Genomic DNA, 14,554 nt, shown 5'->3' on the forward strand with positions numbered 1-14,554 from the left:
CGGTGCCCGGCCCCGTCGCCGCCCTGCCACTGCCCCGGCACCGCCCCGCCGCCGCTCCGACGCCACCGCCGGGAGTGCGCCCGACCGCTCCCACCACCGCTGATGCGCTTCCGCCGTCCGGGGAGGGGCCGTACTGCGTCCGCAGTACGCAAACGGCCTGCGCAGGGACGACGACGGAGGAGGGGCCGGCGATCAAGGATGGGTCATGCTGCGGGCGGTCCGCGTCGAAAGGCGCCGGGGCGGCCGCGGTGCGCACTCTGACCGAGATCCGAAGGAGTCCACTCTTCCGTGGCCACGTTCCTGTACCGCCTGGGCCGCTGGGCCTTCGTCCGACGCCGGCTGGTGACCCTGCTCTGGGTCGCCGTGCTGGCGGTCTGCGGAGTCCTCGCGGCCAAGGCGCCCGCCGCACCCGACGACGGCTTCGCGATGCCCGGCACGGAGGCGCAGAAGGCCTTCGACCTGATGAACGAGCGATTCCCCGGCGGCCACGCCGACGGCGCCTCGGCCCGCCTGGTGTTCGTCGCCCCGTCCGGGCAGAAGATCACCGCCGAGCCCAACCAGCAGGCGGTGGAGCGGACGGTCGCCGAGCTCGCCCACGCCGACGAGGTCACCGGCGCGGTCAGCCCGTTCAAGGCCAACACCGTCTCCAAGGACGGCACCACCGCGTACGCGACCGTCAGCTACTCCGTGAAGGCGGGCGAGCTGTCCAAGGGCGCCACCGACGCCCTCGAACAGGCCGCCCAGCACGGGCGGGACGCCGGGCTCAAGGTCGAGGTCGGCGGCAACGCGCTGATGGCCAAGCCCGAGGCCGGCGGCAGCAGCGAGATGATCGGCATGGCGCTGTCCGCGGTCGTCCTGGTGATCACCTTCGGCTCGCTCGTCGCCGCGGGCCTGCCGCTGCTCACCGCCGTGATCGGGGTCGGCCTCGGCATGGCCCTGATCACCGGGCTCGGCAGCACGCTCGGCCTGTCCTCCACCACCAGCACGCTCGCGATGATGCTGGGCCTCGCGGTCGGCATCGACTACGCGGTGTTCATCGTCTCCCGCTTCCGGGCCGAGCTCGCCGAGGGCCGCACCCCGCAGGAGGCGGCCGGCCGGGCCGTCGGCACCGCCGGCTCCGCCGTGGTGTTCGCCGGGCTCACCGTGGTGATCGCCCTGGCCGGGCTCTCGGTGGTGGGCATCCCGATGCTCGCCAAGATGGGCATGGCCGCGGCCGGCACGGTGGTCATCGCCGTCCTGGTCGCACTCACCCTGGTCCCCGCGCTGCTCGGCTTCATCGGCCGCCGGGTGCTGCCCCGCAAGGCCCGCAAGGGCGCCGTCGAGCCGAAGAAGGAGAACGGCGGCTCCCGCTGGGCCAAGTTCGTGCTGCGCCGCCCGCTGGCGGTGCTGCTCGGCGGCGTGATCGGCCTCGGGGTGCTCGCCGCCCCGGCGCTCGACCTGCGGCTCGGCCTGCCCGGGGACGAGTCCAAGCCGACCTCCACCACCCAGCGCCGCGCCTACGACCTGCTGTCCGAGGGCTTCGGCCCCGGCTTCAACGGGCCGCTGACCGTCATGGTCGACGTCAAGGGCACGCCCGACCCGAAGGCCGCCGCGGGCGAGGTCGCCAAGACGGTCTCCGCGCTGCCCGGCGTGGTCTCCGTGACCCCGCCGATGTTCAACAAGGCGGGGGACACCGCCCTGCTGAACGCCGTCCCGTCCACCGGCCCGAGCGCCGCGGAGACCAAGGACCTGGTCCAGACGATCCGCGGCCACGCCGCCGGCCTCAAGACGGCCACCGGGGCGACGATCCTGGTCAGCGGCACGACGGCGATGAACATCGACGTCTCGCAGAAGCTCACCGACGCGCTGGTGCCCTACCTCGCGGTGGTCGTCGGCCTCGCCGTCGTCCTGCTGCTGGTGGTGTTCCGCTCGGTGCTCGTCCCGCTGAAGGCGGCGCTCGGCTTCCTGCTCTCGGTGGCCGCCGCGCTCGGCGCGGTCGTCGCGGTCTTCCAGTGGGGCTGGCTGGCCAACCTGATCGGCGTCGAACAGACCGGTCCGGTGATGAGCATGATGCCGATCTTCATGGTCGGCGTGGTCTTCGGCCTCGCCATGGACTACGAGGTGTTCCTGGTCACCCGGATCCGGGAGGGCTTCGTCCACGGCGAGCAGCCCGACGAGGCCATCGTCACCGGCTTCCGGCACAACGCCCGGGTGGTCACCGCCGCCGCGTTCATCATGATCGCCGTCTTCGCGGGCTTCATCGGCATGGGCGAACCGATGATCAAGATGATGGGTCTGGGCCTCGCCGCGGCCGTCGCCTTCGACGCCTTCGTGGTCCGGATGACCATCGTCCCGGCCGTCCTGGCCCTGCTCGGCCGCCACGCCTGGTGGCTGCCGCGCTGGCTGGACCGGCTGATGCCGGACATCGACGTCGAGGGCAGCAAGCTGCAGACCGCCGCTCCCGAACCGGCCCCGGTCCGGGAGTCCGTCGGCGTCTAGGACCGATCCCCCCGAGGCCCGGCCGGGGCCCGTCCCGATCCACGGGACGGGCCCCGGCCCGGACAATGGTTCGATCCCTACCGTTACCGTTGCTGTCGGGGTCCGCCACGCACACGGCGGCCCCCGACCCGGCCCACCCCGCCCGGCAGGGCGAGGTTCGGCACGAACTGGCAGAACCCGGCGAGGGTGCCGCCAGGGCACCCCCGACCCGGAGAGCACCACGATGAGCGACACCTGGCAGCGGCTGCGCCGCGACCACCCCCGGCTGCTCGACGCCGTCGGCGGCGTCGTGCTGATCGCGATGACCGGCATCGGCGTCACCGTCGACCAGACCGGCCATGTCATCTCCTTCAGGCCGCTCAGCGCCGCCATCGCGCTGGCCTCCGCCGTCACCGTGTTCGCCCACCGCCGGTACCCGCGGGCAGTGGTCGTCATCACGCTGATCTGCACGATGGCCCTCATCCTCACCACCCCCCGCCTCACCCCCGGGCTGGCCACCCCGCTGCTGCTCGCCCTCTACTTCCTCGCCGTCCGCACCGACCGCGCCACCGCCCTGCGCGCCTCGATCGGCTCCGCCGTCCTGCTCACCGGCACCTCGCTGATCGGCGACGGCGGCGGCCCGATCGGCCAACGGCTCGGCGTCCTCGCCTGGGCCCTGCTGCCCGGCGCCCTCGGCGACTCCATCCGCAACCGCCGCGCCCACCTCGCCGCCATCGAGGAACGCGCCGAACGCGCCGAACGCACCCGCGAGGAGGAGGCCCGCCGCCGGGTCGCCGACGAGCGGATCCGGATCGCCCGCGACCTGCACGACGTCGTCGCCCACCACATCGCCCTCGCCAACGCCCAGGCCGGCATCGCCGTCTACCTCATGGACCGCCACCCCACCCAGGCCCGCGAGGTGCTCAGCCACATCACCGACGCCACCGGCTCCGCGCTCCAGGAGCTGCGCGCCACCGTCGGCCTGCTGCGCCGCGCCGAGGAGCCCGCGCCGCTCGAACCGGCCCCCGGCCTCGACCGGCTCCCCGAGCTGATCAACGCCTTCGAGCGCACCGGCCTGCCGGTGCGGCTCACCGTCGAGGGCGAGGCCCGCGCGCTCTCGCCCGGCGTGGACCTCACCGCCTACCGGATCGTCCAGGAGTCCCTGACCAACGTCGCCAAGCACGCCCGGGGCGCCGGCGCCGAGATCACCCTCGCCTACAGCGGCAGCCGGGTCGCCGTCAGCGTCGCCAACGGCCGCCCGCCGACCAGCGCCCGCCCCCGCCAGGCCCTGCTGCCCCACCCGGCCCCCGGCGAGGGCGGCTTCGGGCTGATCGGCATGCGCGAACGGGCCGGCGCGGTCGGCGGCCGCCTCACCGCCGACAGCCGGCCCGACGGCGGCTTCCTGGTGACCGCCGAACTTCCGCTGCGCACCGGCGCCCGGGACGACGGCGCCGTTCGCGGTGGCTGTGTCGGTCGCGGTGGCAGCACCGCCCGGGAAGACCGTGCCGGCCGGGAAGACCGTGCCGTTCGAGTAGACAAGGACCACGCATGACCATCCGGGTACTGCTCGCGGACGACCAGGCGCTGCTGCGCGGTGCGTTCCGGGTGCTGATCGACGCCGAGGACGACATGGAGGTGGTCGGCGAGGCCGCCGACGGCCACCAGGCCGTCGAACTCGCCCGCGCCACCCGCCCCGACATCGTCCTGATGGACATCCGCATGCCCGGCGCCGACGGCCTCGGTGCGACGGCCGCCATCTGCGGCGACGAGGAACTGGCCGGCACCCGGGTGCTGATCCTCACCACCTTCGAGATCGACGAGTACGTGGCCCAGGCGCTGCGGGCCGGCGCCGGCGGCTTCCTCGGCAAGGGCGCGGACCCGGCGGAACTGCTCGCGGCCGTACGCACCGTCGCCGCCGGGGACGCCCTGCTCTCGCCCGCCGCCACCCGGGCCGTCATCGACCAGCTCCTCGCCCAGCCCGATCCGGCGGCCGGCGGCACCGCCGAGCGGCTGTCCGTGCTCACCGCGCGCGAGCGCGAGGTGATGTCGATGGCCGCCACCGGCCTCACCAACGAGGAGATCGCCGAGCGGATGTTCGTCAGCCCGTTCACCGTCCGCACCCACGTCCACCGCGCGATGGCCAAGCTGGACGCCCGGGACCGGGCCCAACTCGTCGCGATCGCCTACCAGTCCGGCCTGGTCCCGCCGGGCCGTCCGGCCTGACCGGCGAAGGCCCGCCCGCCGGCCCGTCCGTCGGCCTGTCCAACTCGCCTGGTTCGTGGTGATAGCAGGACTGATCGACCGTCAAACTCCGGCCATATGTCGGTGATCTGAATTCCAGCCTGCCCGAAAACGACCTCCGAACTGGTGTATCAGCGAGTAGTCTGCCGATGACTCAGGATGAGGAGGGTGTTCGTGGAAACCAAGGACACGGCAGGCGAGGTGCGGATTCTCCAGCCGTTGCCCGGGCGCACGGCGGACGGATCGCAGGAGTTCGACCTGCGGTTGACGCGTTTGCTCCGCCTGCTCGGGGCCGAGGCCGCACACGGGGCGGACTTCCCGAGCGCGGCCCGGTGGGAGGTCCACAAGGCGCTTTCCGGGCGTACCGACCTGCCCGAGGAGTACTTCGAGGCACTGCTGGAGGCGGCGGTCTACGACCCCAACCCGAGCTTCAACCGGCGCTTCGTCGAGCCGGCCCTGCTGGCTTTCGGCCAGCGCCGGGTGCGGCTGACGCTGCTCGGTTACCTGCACACCGGCACCGACGTCGAGCGCGCCGGCGCCGCCCGGGCCTGGTACTGGACGTCCCTGTCGGTCGGGGACGGTCGCAGTACGGCCGTCGCCGACGAGGGGTCGACCGTGCGGGACGCCTGGTACGAGGCCGCGCTGCGGGAGTTCGTCGCCAACGAGGACCTGGACGTGCGGCGCTGCATCCTCCCCGGGCTGCCCCTGGTGCCGCGTGCCTACCCGTCGCGGCTGCACGCCCTGGTGGAGGCCGCGGTGGCCATCGCGAGGGCGCACCCCGACGAGTACATCCGGCACCGCGCCGAGGTCCAGGTCGGTCTCTGACCGACTCCGCCCCTGCCCCCGGCCCCGCTACGCCCCCCCGGCGGGGCCAGGGCGGCCACGCACCGGTCCGAACCCGGCCGTCACGGCGCCCCGTTGGCGGCCCCGCCGACCGGGTCGGTCAGCCCGTCTTGACGGTGATCTCGCCGATGTTCGTCCCGAGGTCCAGCTTGTACTGGCCGTTCGGGTCGCTCTGGACGCCGATGTGCTTCTCGCCCAGGTCGGTCGAGGCGGTGACGTGGTAGGAGGCGGTCGGCACGGTCACGTTGATCTCGCCGTTGGAGGTCTTCGCCGTGATGTTCTGGGCCTTGCCGGGGGTGAGCTTGATCCCGCCGTTGTCGGTCTTGGCGCTGACCCGGTCGCCCTTGAGCGAGGTGCCCTTGATCTCGCCGTTGTTGGTGCGCACGTCGACCGGCCCGGCCACGTCGTCGAGCGTGATGTCGCCGGAGCTGGTGTGCACCGAGACGTCGCCGACCTGGGTGAGCTTGATCCCGCCCGCCGACGTCCCCCCGGTGATCGGCAGCCCCGGCGGCAGCTCGACGGTGTAGTCCACCGAGCAGTTGCGTCCGCAGCCGCCGAGCACCAGCACGCCACCGTCCACCCGGGTGCTCGCGCCCGGCTTGCCGCTCCGGTAGGTGATGTTGCGGTGGACGGCGGCCTGGGTGGCGCCGGCCTTGCCGCGCACGGTCACCTCCCCGGCGTCGCTGTCCAGCCGGATGCCGGTGATCTTGTCCGTGACGGTGGCGTCGTCGGTGAAGTTGGTCCCGATCGGGTTGCAGGCGCTGAGCACCCCGGCGGAGAGCCCGGCGACCACGAGAGCTCCCGCGAAACGGTGGTACCTGCCCATGTTCGTCCCCCATGTGTCCTGCGCTGCTTGTTGCGCGATAGCCCCTGATGACCGCCCCCGTCCGGAGCCGTCCTGACGACAATAACCGCACGTGGCGGCCCTGGTCGGTGGTATTAACCCCCCTAAAGCGACTCCAGCCAGCCCCCGGCGCCGCTGCACCCACCCCCACCTGGGCCCACCGGAGCCCCGGAGGAATCAATAGACCGGTCGGTATATTTTCCCGGGGGGCCGTCAGGGCTTGCGACCCACCGCGCCGTAGATGCTGACGCGGTCGGCGCCGGGGGCGGGGGCGGTGTCGGGACGCCAGAGGGCGACGGTGGTGATGCCGGGGTCGAGGAGGTCGAGGCCGTCGAAGAAGGCACGGACCTCGTCCCGGGTGCGGCCGACGAGGGGGGCGGTGGCCTTGTCGTAGATGCCGGTGACGCGGTCGCGGACCTCGGCGGGGATGAAGTCGGCAGTGCCGTGCGAGAGGACGAGGTGGCTGCCGGAGGGGAGCGCCTCCATCAGTGTGCCGACCGCCTGGTAGGGCTTGTCCTCGTCGCGCAGGAAGTGCAGGACCGCGGCCAGGACGAGGCCGACCGGTCGGGAGAGGTCGAGCAGCCCCGCGGCCTCGACGGCGGCGAGTACGGCGGACGGCTCGCGCAGGTCGGCCTGGAGGACGGCGGTCCGCCCCGGGCCCGTGCCGGCCATCAGGGCGCGGGCGTGGCTGAGCACGATCGGATCGTTGTCGACGTAGACGACCCGCGCCCCGGGATCGGCGGCCTGGGCGATCTCGTGGGTGTTGCCGACAGTGGGGATGCCGGTGCCGACGTCGAGGAACTGGTCGATGCCGAGGTCGGCGACGCAGCGCACCGCGCGGGTGAGGAAGCCCCGGTTGGCCCGCGCGGTGGGGCGGAACTCCGGATTGGCGGCGAGCGCCTTCTCGGCGGCGGCCCGGTCGGCGGGGAAGTTGTCCTTCCCGCCGAGGTAGTAGTCGTACATCCGGGCCGGGTGCGGGATGTCGGGCCGCAGGTCGGCCGGGGTTCCGGCCTCGCCGGACTCCCACAGGTCGTCGTGTCCCACGGCCGCTGCCTCCGTCTGTTGACGATCGGATGATCTGCTTCCAACTTCCTCGGCGGACAGCCTAAAGCCCAGGTCACGGCCCTGGTGGCGGTTGGTCAGGTCACCCCTGTATGTCCGTTTTCGTTCGTCCATCGCGCGCCCCCGGTCGTCCCGGCGGAGGATGGGAGGTCCCGGCGGCGAACCGTTGCCGGGCGACGGAAGCCGAAAGACCGGGGAACAGGAGGTCCGGCGCTGTGGTGATCGCTATGGCAGACATCCGCGAATGGCGCGGCCACGCCGTGGTCGACGAGAAGAGCCACCGCATCGGCTCGCTGGAGTCCGTCTATGTGGAGACGGCCACCGACCAGCCGTTCTTCGCCACCGTCACGGTCGGCCTGGTGGCCAAGCGCCGCCTGGTGTTCGTCCCGCTCGACGGGGCGGTCGTCGGTCCGGACTACGTCCAGGTGGCGTTCCCGAAGAGCCAGGTCAAGCAGGCGCCGTCGATCGGCACCGACGACGTCCTGCCCGCCGAGGAGGAACCGGCCGTGTTCGCGCACTACGGGCTCCCGTACGAGACCGGCGCCGGTGGCGAGCGCCGCCTCGCCCGCCGCTGAGCAAAGCCGCTGAGCGAAGCCGCTGAGCCGCCGAACACCCCGGTGCCCCCGCCCGCATCGCCCCGCCCTGCAATGGATACCCCACCGGGTACAGTTGTCAGTCGACAGTCGATGCGAAAGGCGGCCCGGACATGCAGGTGGACGAGGAGTCGGTCGGCGCGGTCCTGAACCGGCTGCGCCGTGCCCAGGGCCAGTTGGCCGGGGTGATCGCGATGATCGAGGCGGGCCGTGACTGCAAGGACGTGGTCACCCAGCTCGCGGCGGTCTCGCGCGCCCTGGACCGGGCCGGGTTCAAGATCGTGGCCAGCGGCATGCGCCAGTGCATGGCCGCGTCCGACGAGGACACCCCGCCGATGAGCGAGGCCGAGCTGGAGAAGCTGTTCCTCGCCCTGGCATAGGCCGAGAAGCCGCGAAGCGCGGCAGCCGAGAGGTGCAGCAGCGCAGGAGGGCCGCGACGGATCCCGTCGCGGCCCTCCCGGCGCTTCCGGCCCCCGGCCCCCGGCCCCCGGCCCCCGGCTCCTGGCCCCCCGTCCCTCCGGCGTCTCCGCCGGGAATCCCCGCCGCCCGCCACGGAGTTCCCGAACCGCCCGATGGGCCGTCACACGCCGTTCACGTCCCGGTCGCTGACTTTCGGATGAATGAGGGCCGCCCACAGTTGTACAGCCAACTGCCGGGCCCTCCCTTCCCCAGCCTCCGTGACCAGCCGCGCGCGGGCCCGGCGCCGACCCCCGGCGGACCGGGCCCCGGGCGGCGGACAGGACAACCGTGGCCGCAGGCAGCGCCCTGACCCTCACCTCCTCCGCCAACCCCACCGAAGGCGACCGGCTCACCTTCCACTGGACGACCGACGCCCCCGACGCCAAGAACTGGGTCGGCGTGTACGACGGCGGCCGCCAGCCCGGCAACGGCGGCTCCCTCCTCTGGAAGTACGTCCCGGGCACCTCCGGCGACCTCCAGCTCGACACCTCCGCGCTGACCGGCGGCCCCTACACCGCCTACCTGCTCGCCAAGGACGGCTACGGCATCCTCGCCCAGACGGCCCCGTTCAGCTTCCGCGCCAAGCCGGCCGTCGTCCGCCCGCACAGCGCCGTGGACGCCCTCACCACCGCGCCCGTCGCCCCCGGCGCCGCGGTCTCCGTCAAGCTCGGCGGCCTCTGGTCCCGCCCGGTCGGCAACCCGGCGGGGACCGCCGCCTTCCGCAAGGTCAGCGGGCCGTCCTGGCTGAACGTCACCGCCGACGGCACGCTCACCGGCACCGCTCCCGCGGCGGGCAAGAGCCCCGAGCCGGCCGTCGTCGGCGTCAAGGACAGCGCGGGTGCCGTCGACACCGTCACCGTCCTCATCCCCGTGGTCGACCCCGCCGCGCCGCCGCGCCTCAAGGCCGCCAGCTGGAACCTGCACGACGCCGGCGCCGGGTACACCGACGCCCTGGAGAAGCAGCTGCGGGTCGTCCTCACCCAGGGCCTGGACGTCGTCGCCCTCCAGGAGACCGCCGGTGAGCGGGCGAAGACCCTGGCCGACGCGCTCGGCTGGTACGCCTACCAGAGCCCCGGCAGCGTCGGCATCCTGAGCCGCTACCCGCTCGCCGACGTCACCGCGCCGACCGCCGACCTGCCCGCCGCCGCGGCCACCGTGCAGCTCCCGGGCGGCCGGGCCGTCCGCTTCTGGGCCGCGCACCTCGACGAGGCCGGCTACGGCCCGTACGCGCTCCAGGACGGTCGGACGGCCGCCCAGGCGGAGGCCGCCGAGACCGCCTCGCTCCGCCTGAAGCAGGCCAGGGCCCTGGCCGCAGCGGTGCGCGCGGACATCGCCCGGCGCACCCCGGTGGTGCTCGCCGGCGCCCTCTCCTCGCCGTCCCACCTGGACTGGACGGCCGCCACCGCCGCCGCGCACGGTGGTGTCGGGGTGCTCAACTGGCCCGTCAGCGTGGCCCTTCAGGGCGCGGGGCTGACCGACACCTTCCGCGAGGAGCACCGCGACCCGGTCAAGTTCCCGGGCGCGACCTGGTCGCCCACCCGCAAGCAGCGCGGCGCCAAGCCCGAGCCGCAGGACCGCATCGACTACGTCCAGTACGCCGGCTCGCTGAAGCTGGTCGAGGCGCACACCCTGGTCGCCGACTGGCCGCAGCCCGAGCCGAACACCGCCGCCAACGAGTGGCCCTCCGACACCGCCGCCGCCGTCGCCACTTTCCAGCTCTGAGAGGCCAGTTCGTGATGTCCGAGCTCTCCCGCCGCACCTTCGTCGGCGCCACCGCGGCCGTCGGCGCCACCGCCCTGACCGGACTGGGCGCCGCCTCCGCCGAGGCAGCCCCCGCCGCCGCCCCTGCCGCCTCCGGCCGGCTGACGGGCACCATCAAGGACGTCAAGCACGTCGTCGTGCTGATGCAGGAGAACCGCAGCTTCGACCACTACTTCGGCACGCTCAGCGGCGTCCGCGGCTTCGGTGACAAGCAGGCGCTCCAGTTCCCGGACGGCGCCGACGTGTTCCGCCAGCCGGACAGCCGCCGCAGCGACGGCGGCGCCATGCTGCCGTACCGGATGGACACCTCGAAGTACAACGCGCAGAACGCCGGCGGCCTGCCCCACGACTGGGCGACCGGCCACCAGGCGATCAACAACGGCGCGATGAACAAGTGGATCGCCGCCAAGGGCGAGCGCACCATGGGCTACTTCACCCGGGACGACATCCCCTACCAGTACGCCCTGGCCGACGCGTTCACCCTCTGCGACGCCTACTTCACCTCCCTCGCCGGCCCGACCGACCCCAACCGGCTCTACCTCTGGACGGGCACCTCCGGCCCCGGCCGCGACGGCACCACCGGGCCCTGGATCGACAACACCCCGGTCACCGACAACCCCGTCGCCGACTGGACCACCTACGCCGAGCGCCTGGAGCAGGCCGGCGTCAGCTGGCGGGTCTACCACAACCCCAGCAAGGACGACCGCACCGGCGACTACGACGACAACGCCCTCTCCTACTTCAAGCAGTTCCACAACTTCCCGCCCACCGACCCGCGTTACATCAACGCGATGACCAAGTTCGACCCGGCCGCCTTCGACCGCCACTGCAAGGACGGCACCCTGCCGACCATCTCCTGGCTGGTCGCCCCGTACCTCTTCTCCGAGCACCCGGAGGCCGGCCCGGCGTACGGCGCGCACTGGGTCAACCAGGCCCTCCAGTCGCTGATGTCCAACCCGGAGGTGTGGCAGCACACCGTCTTCCTGGTCATGTACGACGAGAACGACGGCTACTTCGACCACATGGTCCCGCCCACCCCCGAGCCCGGCACCCCCGAGGAGTTCACCCAGGGCCGCGCCATCGGTCTCGGCAACCGCGTCCCGCTGTGGGTCGTCTCGCCCTGGTCGCGCGGCGGTTGGGTCAACTCCCAGGTCTTCGACCACACTTCCGTGCTGCGCTTCATGGAGCTGGTCACGGGCGTCGCCGAGCCGAACATCTCGGCCTGGCGCCGGTCCGTCTGCGGCGACCTCACCAGCTGCTTCGACTTCGCCGCGCCGAACCCGTCCGTCCCGTCGCTGCCCGACACCACGGCCCTGATGGCCAGGGCCGACGCGGGCACCAAGCTGCCCGGCGTCGCCCTCCCGGCGGTCGGAGCCCAGTCGATGCCCGTCCAGGAGCGCGGCGAGCGCCCGCACCGCCCGCTGCCCTACCAGCCGTGGGCCGACGTGGAGGTGGACCGCAAGACCGGCAAGGTCACCTGCACGATGAGCAACGACGGTTCGGTGGCCTTCCCGTACACCGTCTACCCGAACATCGCGCTGCCCTTCGCGGGCACCCCGTACACCGTCGCCCCCGGCGCCACCGCCCGGTACGTCTGGGACGCCGCCACCACCAACGGCCGCTACGACTTCACCGTCCACGGCCCGGACGGCTTCGTCCGCCGCTTCGCCGGCACCGTGGTCCGGGACGGGCAGGACGGCCAGAACGACATCGGCGTGCCGATCGTCACCGCCGACCTGCACGGCAGCGTGCGGCTCACCTTGCAGGTGGCCAACGACGGCATGACCGACGTCTCCTTCACCGCCGCGCCCAACGACTTCGCCGGCACCGCGCAGACCGTCCGGGTCAAGCCCGGGCAGCAGGCGAACCTGTCCTGGCCGCTGGACAAGCAGGGCCGCTACGACGTCGTCGTCACCGCCCACACCGGCCTGCGCTTCGTGCAGCGCTACGCGGGCTGGGTGCACTGACCCGGTAGCGGGCGGGCCGCGGGCCGGGGGCGCCGAACCGGTGACCCCCGGCCGTGGCTCGGCCGTCCGGGCGGGGCCCGGGGCTACCGTCGGGCGCATGCAGAAGATCACCACCTTCCTCTGGTTCGACGACCAGGCCGAAGCGGCCGCCACCTTCTACACCTCGCTCTTCCCCAACTCCCGCATCACGCAGGTCACCCGCTACCCCGAGACCGGCCCCGGCGGAGCCGGATCGGTCATGACCGTCGCCTTCGAACTCGCCGGGCGGGAGTACACGGCCCTCAACGGCGGCCCCGAGTTCCACTTCACCGAGGCCATGTCGCTGCAGGTGGAATGCGACGGCCAGCAGGAGGTCGACGAGCTCTGGGCCGAGCTCACCGCCGACGGCGGCCAGGCGGGCCCGTGCGGCTGGCTCAAGGACCGCTTCGGCCTCTCCTGGCAGATCACCCCGCGCGTCCTGCTCGACCTGATCGCCGACGAGGACCGGGCCAAGGCCGGCCGGGTGATGGCGACGATGATGCGGATGCAGAAGATCGAGGTCCAGCCGCTGCTCGACGCGGCCAGGGGCTGACGCGATGGCCGCGCCCGCCCTCCGCAGCACCCTCTACCTGCGCGCCACCCCCGAGCGGGTCTGGCACGCCCTCACCAACGCCGACGAGTCCGGCCTCTACTGGGGCCACCGCAACGTCTCCACCTGGCTGCCCGGCGCGCCCTGGGAGCACCAGCGCGCCGACGGCTCCGGGACGGCCGACGTGGTCGGTGTCGTCGAGGCCGCCGACCGCCCGCACCGGCTGGTCATCACCTGGGCGGCGCCCGGGGAGCGGCGCCCGGGCGGCCCCTCCGAGGTCACCTTCGAGCTCCGGGGCTGGCACGACCTCACCCGGCTCACCGTCACCCACGACCGGCTGGCCGACGAGACCGAGCGGGCGGACGCCGAGCGCGGCTGGTCGGCGGTGCTGTCCAACCTGAAGACCTACCTGGAGACCGGCCACCCGCTCCCGCAGGAACCCTGGTCGATGCCCTGAGCCCCCACGCCCCCCAGGCCCCCGCCCACCGGAGGTCAGCGCCCGGCCCGTACCGCCGGGCGCGCCCGCTCGCCCCGGACGAAGCGTCGCAGCCCGGCGAACCGCGAGAACCGTTCCCGGCTCGCCACCGAGGCCCGGTCCAGCTCCTCCATCAGCCGCCGGCTGCGGTGCTCCAGGTCCAGTTCGTCGAGGATCCGGTCCACCTCGGCCAGTATCGAACCGTGCAACTGCCACGCCTCCGGGTGCTCCCGCACCTTCTGCAGCAGCACCTGGGCGACGTTCTCCCGGCAGGTCCAGGCCGCGGCCAGCTCGGCGGTCAGCCGCTGCTCGGCCTCCTCGGCGCTGCGGCTCACCTGGGTGGTGACCAGCACCGCGAAGCTGACCATGGCCCCGCCGACGTGCGCCAGCAGTTCCTCCAGGCCCACCGCGACGTCCGGCGGGAACAGCCGCTCGCCGGGCGCGCGCCGCTTGGCCAGGTCGGTCAGCGAGCGCGCCAGCACCCGGATCACCACCACGCAGATCTCCAGGGTGTCCAGCCCGGTGCGCAGCACCAGCCGGGACAGCAACCCGTCGTTGATCCGCGGATTGAGCCGCAGGCTGTCCTCGGCCTGGCGCAGTGCCACGTCCACGTCGGCGATGGCGTGGTCGAGCCGGCGGGCCTCGTGCAGCTGCTCGGCGGCCCGGGCGACCGGGGTCGGACGGCCCAGCTGCTCGGCGATGTCCAGCAGCAGCTGGCGGGCCCGCCGGGCGAGGTCCTCGATCGACTCCCCGGCGGTGTCCACCCAGACCGGCGGGGCGAACAGCAGGTTGAACAGCAGGCCGACGGCGGCGCCGATCAGCGTCTCCAGCACCCGGTCCCAGGCCTGCGAGGCGAGCCCGCTGACGCCGAGGATCAGCATGGCGCTGATCGCGACCTCCTGGACGAACTCCTCGACCCGGACGAACCGGCCGACGACCAGCGAGGCCAGGATGATCAGCCCGAGGCTCCACCAGGAGAGCCCCACCACGGCGCTGAAGCCGGTCGCGATCAGCACGCCGACCACCACCGAGTTGACCCGGCGGATGCTGGTCTTGAGCGTCGAGTAGACGGTGACCTGCACCACCAGCAGCGCGGTGAGCGGGGCCGTCAGCGGGGCCGGCTCGCTGCTGAGCCGGGTGGCCACCGCGAAGGCGAGGGTGGCGGCCACGGTGGCCCGCACGGTCTGGACGACGAAGGGTTCTCGGGCACCGCGGCGGATCAGGGCCGTGAGGGACTCCGGGAGAAGGGCCATGTCGCCCTTCTTTCCCCCCGGCCGCCCTTCA

Annotated in this window: 13 protein-coding genes; 10 read left to right on the top strand and 3 right to left on the bottom strand. The window is 73.1% G+C overall.

All coding sequences use genetic code 11. From position 1 onward, the window contains the following. The first annotated feature begins 288 nt into the window (after positions 1 to 288). The 4 genes from ACFVTF_RS25095 (at position 289) to ACFVTF_RS25110 (ending at position 5,523) form a co-directional block, all read left to right on the top strand. Positions 289 to 2,478, top strand: a complete 2,190-nt coding sequence (locus tag ACFVTF_RS25095) for an MMPL family transporter (RefSeq protein ID WP_371522289.1) — start codon at positions 289 to 291, stop codon at positions 2,476 to 2,478. Between the two features lie 223 nt (positions 2,479 to 2,701). After that, positions 2,702 to 4,009, top strand: coding sequence for a sensor histidine kinase (locus tag ACFVTF_RS25100; RefSeq protein WP_387816663.1), 1,308 nt, complete (start codon positions 2,702 to 2,704; stop codon positions 4,007 to 4,009). Beyond that, positions 4,006 to 4,680: a response regulator gene (locus tag ACFVTF_RS25105; protein ID WP_371522292.1), complete on the top strand. Its 675-nt coding sequence runs from the start codon at positions 4,006 to 4,008 to the stop codon at positions 4,678 to 4,680. Before ACFVTF_RS25100 ends, ACFVTF_RS25105 begins: the two co-directional genes overlap by 4 nt. Positions 4,681 to 4,872: 192 nt before the next feature. Next, positions 4,873 to 5,523 carry a hypothetical protein gene (locus ACFVTF_RS25110; RefSeq protein ID WP_387816665.1) on the top strand — a complete coding sequence of 217 codons (651 nt, stop codon included), beginning with the start codon at positions 4,873 to 4,875 and terminating at the stop codon, positions 5,521 to 5,523. A gap of 118 nt (positions 5,524 to 5,641) precedes the next feature. Here ACFVTF_RS25110 and ACFVTF_RS25115 read toward each other — a convergent pair whose 3' ends face one another. Then, positions 5,642 to 6,367: a DUF4097 domain-containing protein gene (locus ACFVTF_RS25115; RefSeq protein WP_387816667.1), complete on the bottom strand. Its 726-nt coding sequence runs from the start codon at positions 6,365 to 6,367 to the stop codon at positions 5,642 to 5,644. Positions 6,368 to 6,598: 231 nt separating this feature from the next. Continuing rightward, on the bottom strand, positions 6,599 to 7,429 hold the full coding sequence (locus ACFVTF_RS25120; RefSeq protein ID WP_387816668.1) for an SAM-dependent methyltransferase: 831 nt from the start codon (positions 7,427 to 7,429) through the stop codon (positions 6,599 to 6,601). Positions 7,430 to 7,674: 245 nt separating this feature from the next. On the opposite strand from ACFVTF_RS25120, the gene ACFVTF_RS25125 reads away from it, so the two are divergent. The 6 genes from ACFVTF_RS25125 (at position 7,675) to ACFVTF_RS25150 (ending at position 13,252) form a co-directional block, all read left to right on the top strand. Next, positions 7,675 to 8,022 (top strand): PRC-barrel domain-containing protein, encoded by a 348-nt coding sequence (locus tag ACFVTF_RS25125; RefSeq protein ID WP_387816669.1) that lies wholly within the window; start codon positions 7,675 to 7,677, stop codon positions 8,020 to 8,022. Positions 8,023 to 8,153: 131 nt separating this feature from the next. After that, entirely contained in the window at positions 8,154 to 8,420 is a 267-nt protein-coding gene (locus tag ACFVTF_RS25130) for a metal-sensitive transcriptional regulator (protein WP_363582589.1), read from the top strand. Between the two features lie 367 nt (positions 8,421 to 8,787). Beyond that, on the top strand, positions 8,788 to 10,221 hold the full coding sequence (locus ACFVTF_RS25135; RefSeq protein WP_387816671.1) for an endonuclease/exonuclease/phosphatase family protein: 1,434 nt from the start codon (positions 8,788 to 8,790) through the stop codon (positions 10,219 to 10,221). Between the two features lie 14 nt (positions 10,222 to 10,235). After that, positions 10,236 to 12,227: a phosphocholine-specific phospholipase C gene (locus tag ACFVTF_RS25140; protein WP_387816673.1), complete on the top strand. Its 1,992-nt coding sequence runs from the start codon at positions 10,236 to 10,238 to the stop codon at positions 12,225 to 12,227. Positions 12,228 to 12,324: 97 nt separating this feature from the next. Then, positions 12,325 to 12,798, top strand: coding sequence for a VOC family protein (locus ACFVTF_RS25145; protein ID WP_371522306.1), 474 nt, complete (start codon positions 12,325 to 12,327; stop codon positions 12,796 to 12,798). A gap of 4 nt (positions 12,799 to 12,802) precedes the next feature. Then, positions 12,803 to 13,252: an SRPBCC family protein gene (locus tag ACFVTF_RS25150; protein WP_371522308.1), complete on the top strand. Its 450-nt coding sequence runs from the start codon at positions 12,803 to 12,805 to the stop codon at positions 13,250 to 13,252. A gap of 35 nt (positions 13,253 to 13,287) precedes the next feature. Here ACFVTF_RS25150 and ACFVTF_RS25155 read toward each other — a convergent pair whose 3' ends face one another. Continuing rightward, positions 13,288 to 14,523: an aromatic acid exporter family protein gene (locus ACFVTF_RS25155; RefSeq protein ID WP_387816675.1), complete on the bottom strand. Its 1,236-nt coding sequence runs from the start codon at positions 14,521 to 14,523 to the stop codon at positions 13,288 to 13,290. Positions 14,524 to 14,554 lie beyond the last annotated feature (31 nt).

Source organism: Kitasatospora sp. NPDC057940 (genome assembly GCF_042887425.1).
Classification (GTDB): Bacteria; Actinomycetota; Actinomycetes; order Streptomycetales; family Streptomycetaceae; genus Kitasatospora.

Bases quoted from the DNA above. Each gene is read 5' to 3' on its own strand.
- ACFVTF_RS25145 (WP_371522306.1), top strand. From the start codon at position 12,325: ATGCAGAAGATCACCACCTTCCTCTGGTTCGACGACCAGGCCGAAGCG.
- ACFVTF_RS25150 (WP_371522308.1), top strand. From the start codon at position 12,803: ATGGCCGCGCCCGCCCTCCGCAGCACCCTCTACCTGCGCGCCACCCCC.
- ACFVTF_RS25130 (WP_363582589.1), top strand. From the start codon at position 8,154: ATGCAGGTGGACGAGGAGTCGGTCGGCGCGGTCCTGAACCGGCTGCGC.
- ACFVTF_RS25105 (WP_371522292.1), top strand. From the start codon at position 4,006: ATGACCATCCGGGTACTGCTCGCGGACGACCAGGCGCTGCTGCGCGGT.
- ACFVTF_RS25100 (WP_387816663.1), top strand. From the start codon at position 2,702: ATGAGCGACACCTGGCAGCGGCTGCGCCGCGACCACCCCCGGCTGCTC.
- ACFVTF_RS25125 (WP_387816669.1), top strand. From the start codon at position 7,675: ATGGCAGACATCCGCGAATGGCGCGGCCACGCCGTGGTCGACGAGAAG.
- ACFVTF_RS25155 (WP_387816675.1), bottom strand. From the start codon at position 14,523: ATGGCCCTTCTCCCGGAGTCCCTCACGGCCCTGATCCGCCGCGGTGCC.
- ACFVTF_RS25140 (WP_387816673.1), top strand. From the start codon at position 10,236: ATGTCCGAGCTCTCCCGCCGCACCTTCGTCGGCGCCACCGCGGCCGTC.
- ACFVTF_RS25115 (WP_387816667.1), bottom strand. From the start codon at position 6,367: ATGGGCAGGTACCACCGTTTCGCGGGAGCTCTCGTGGTCGCCGGGCTC.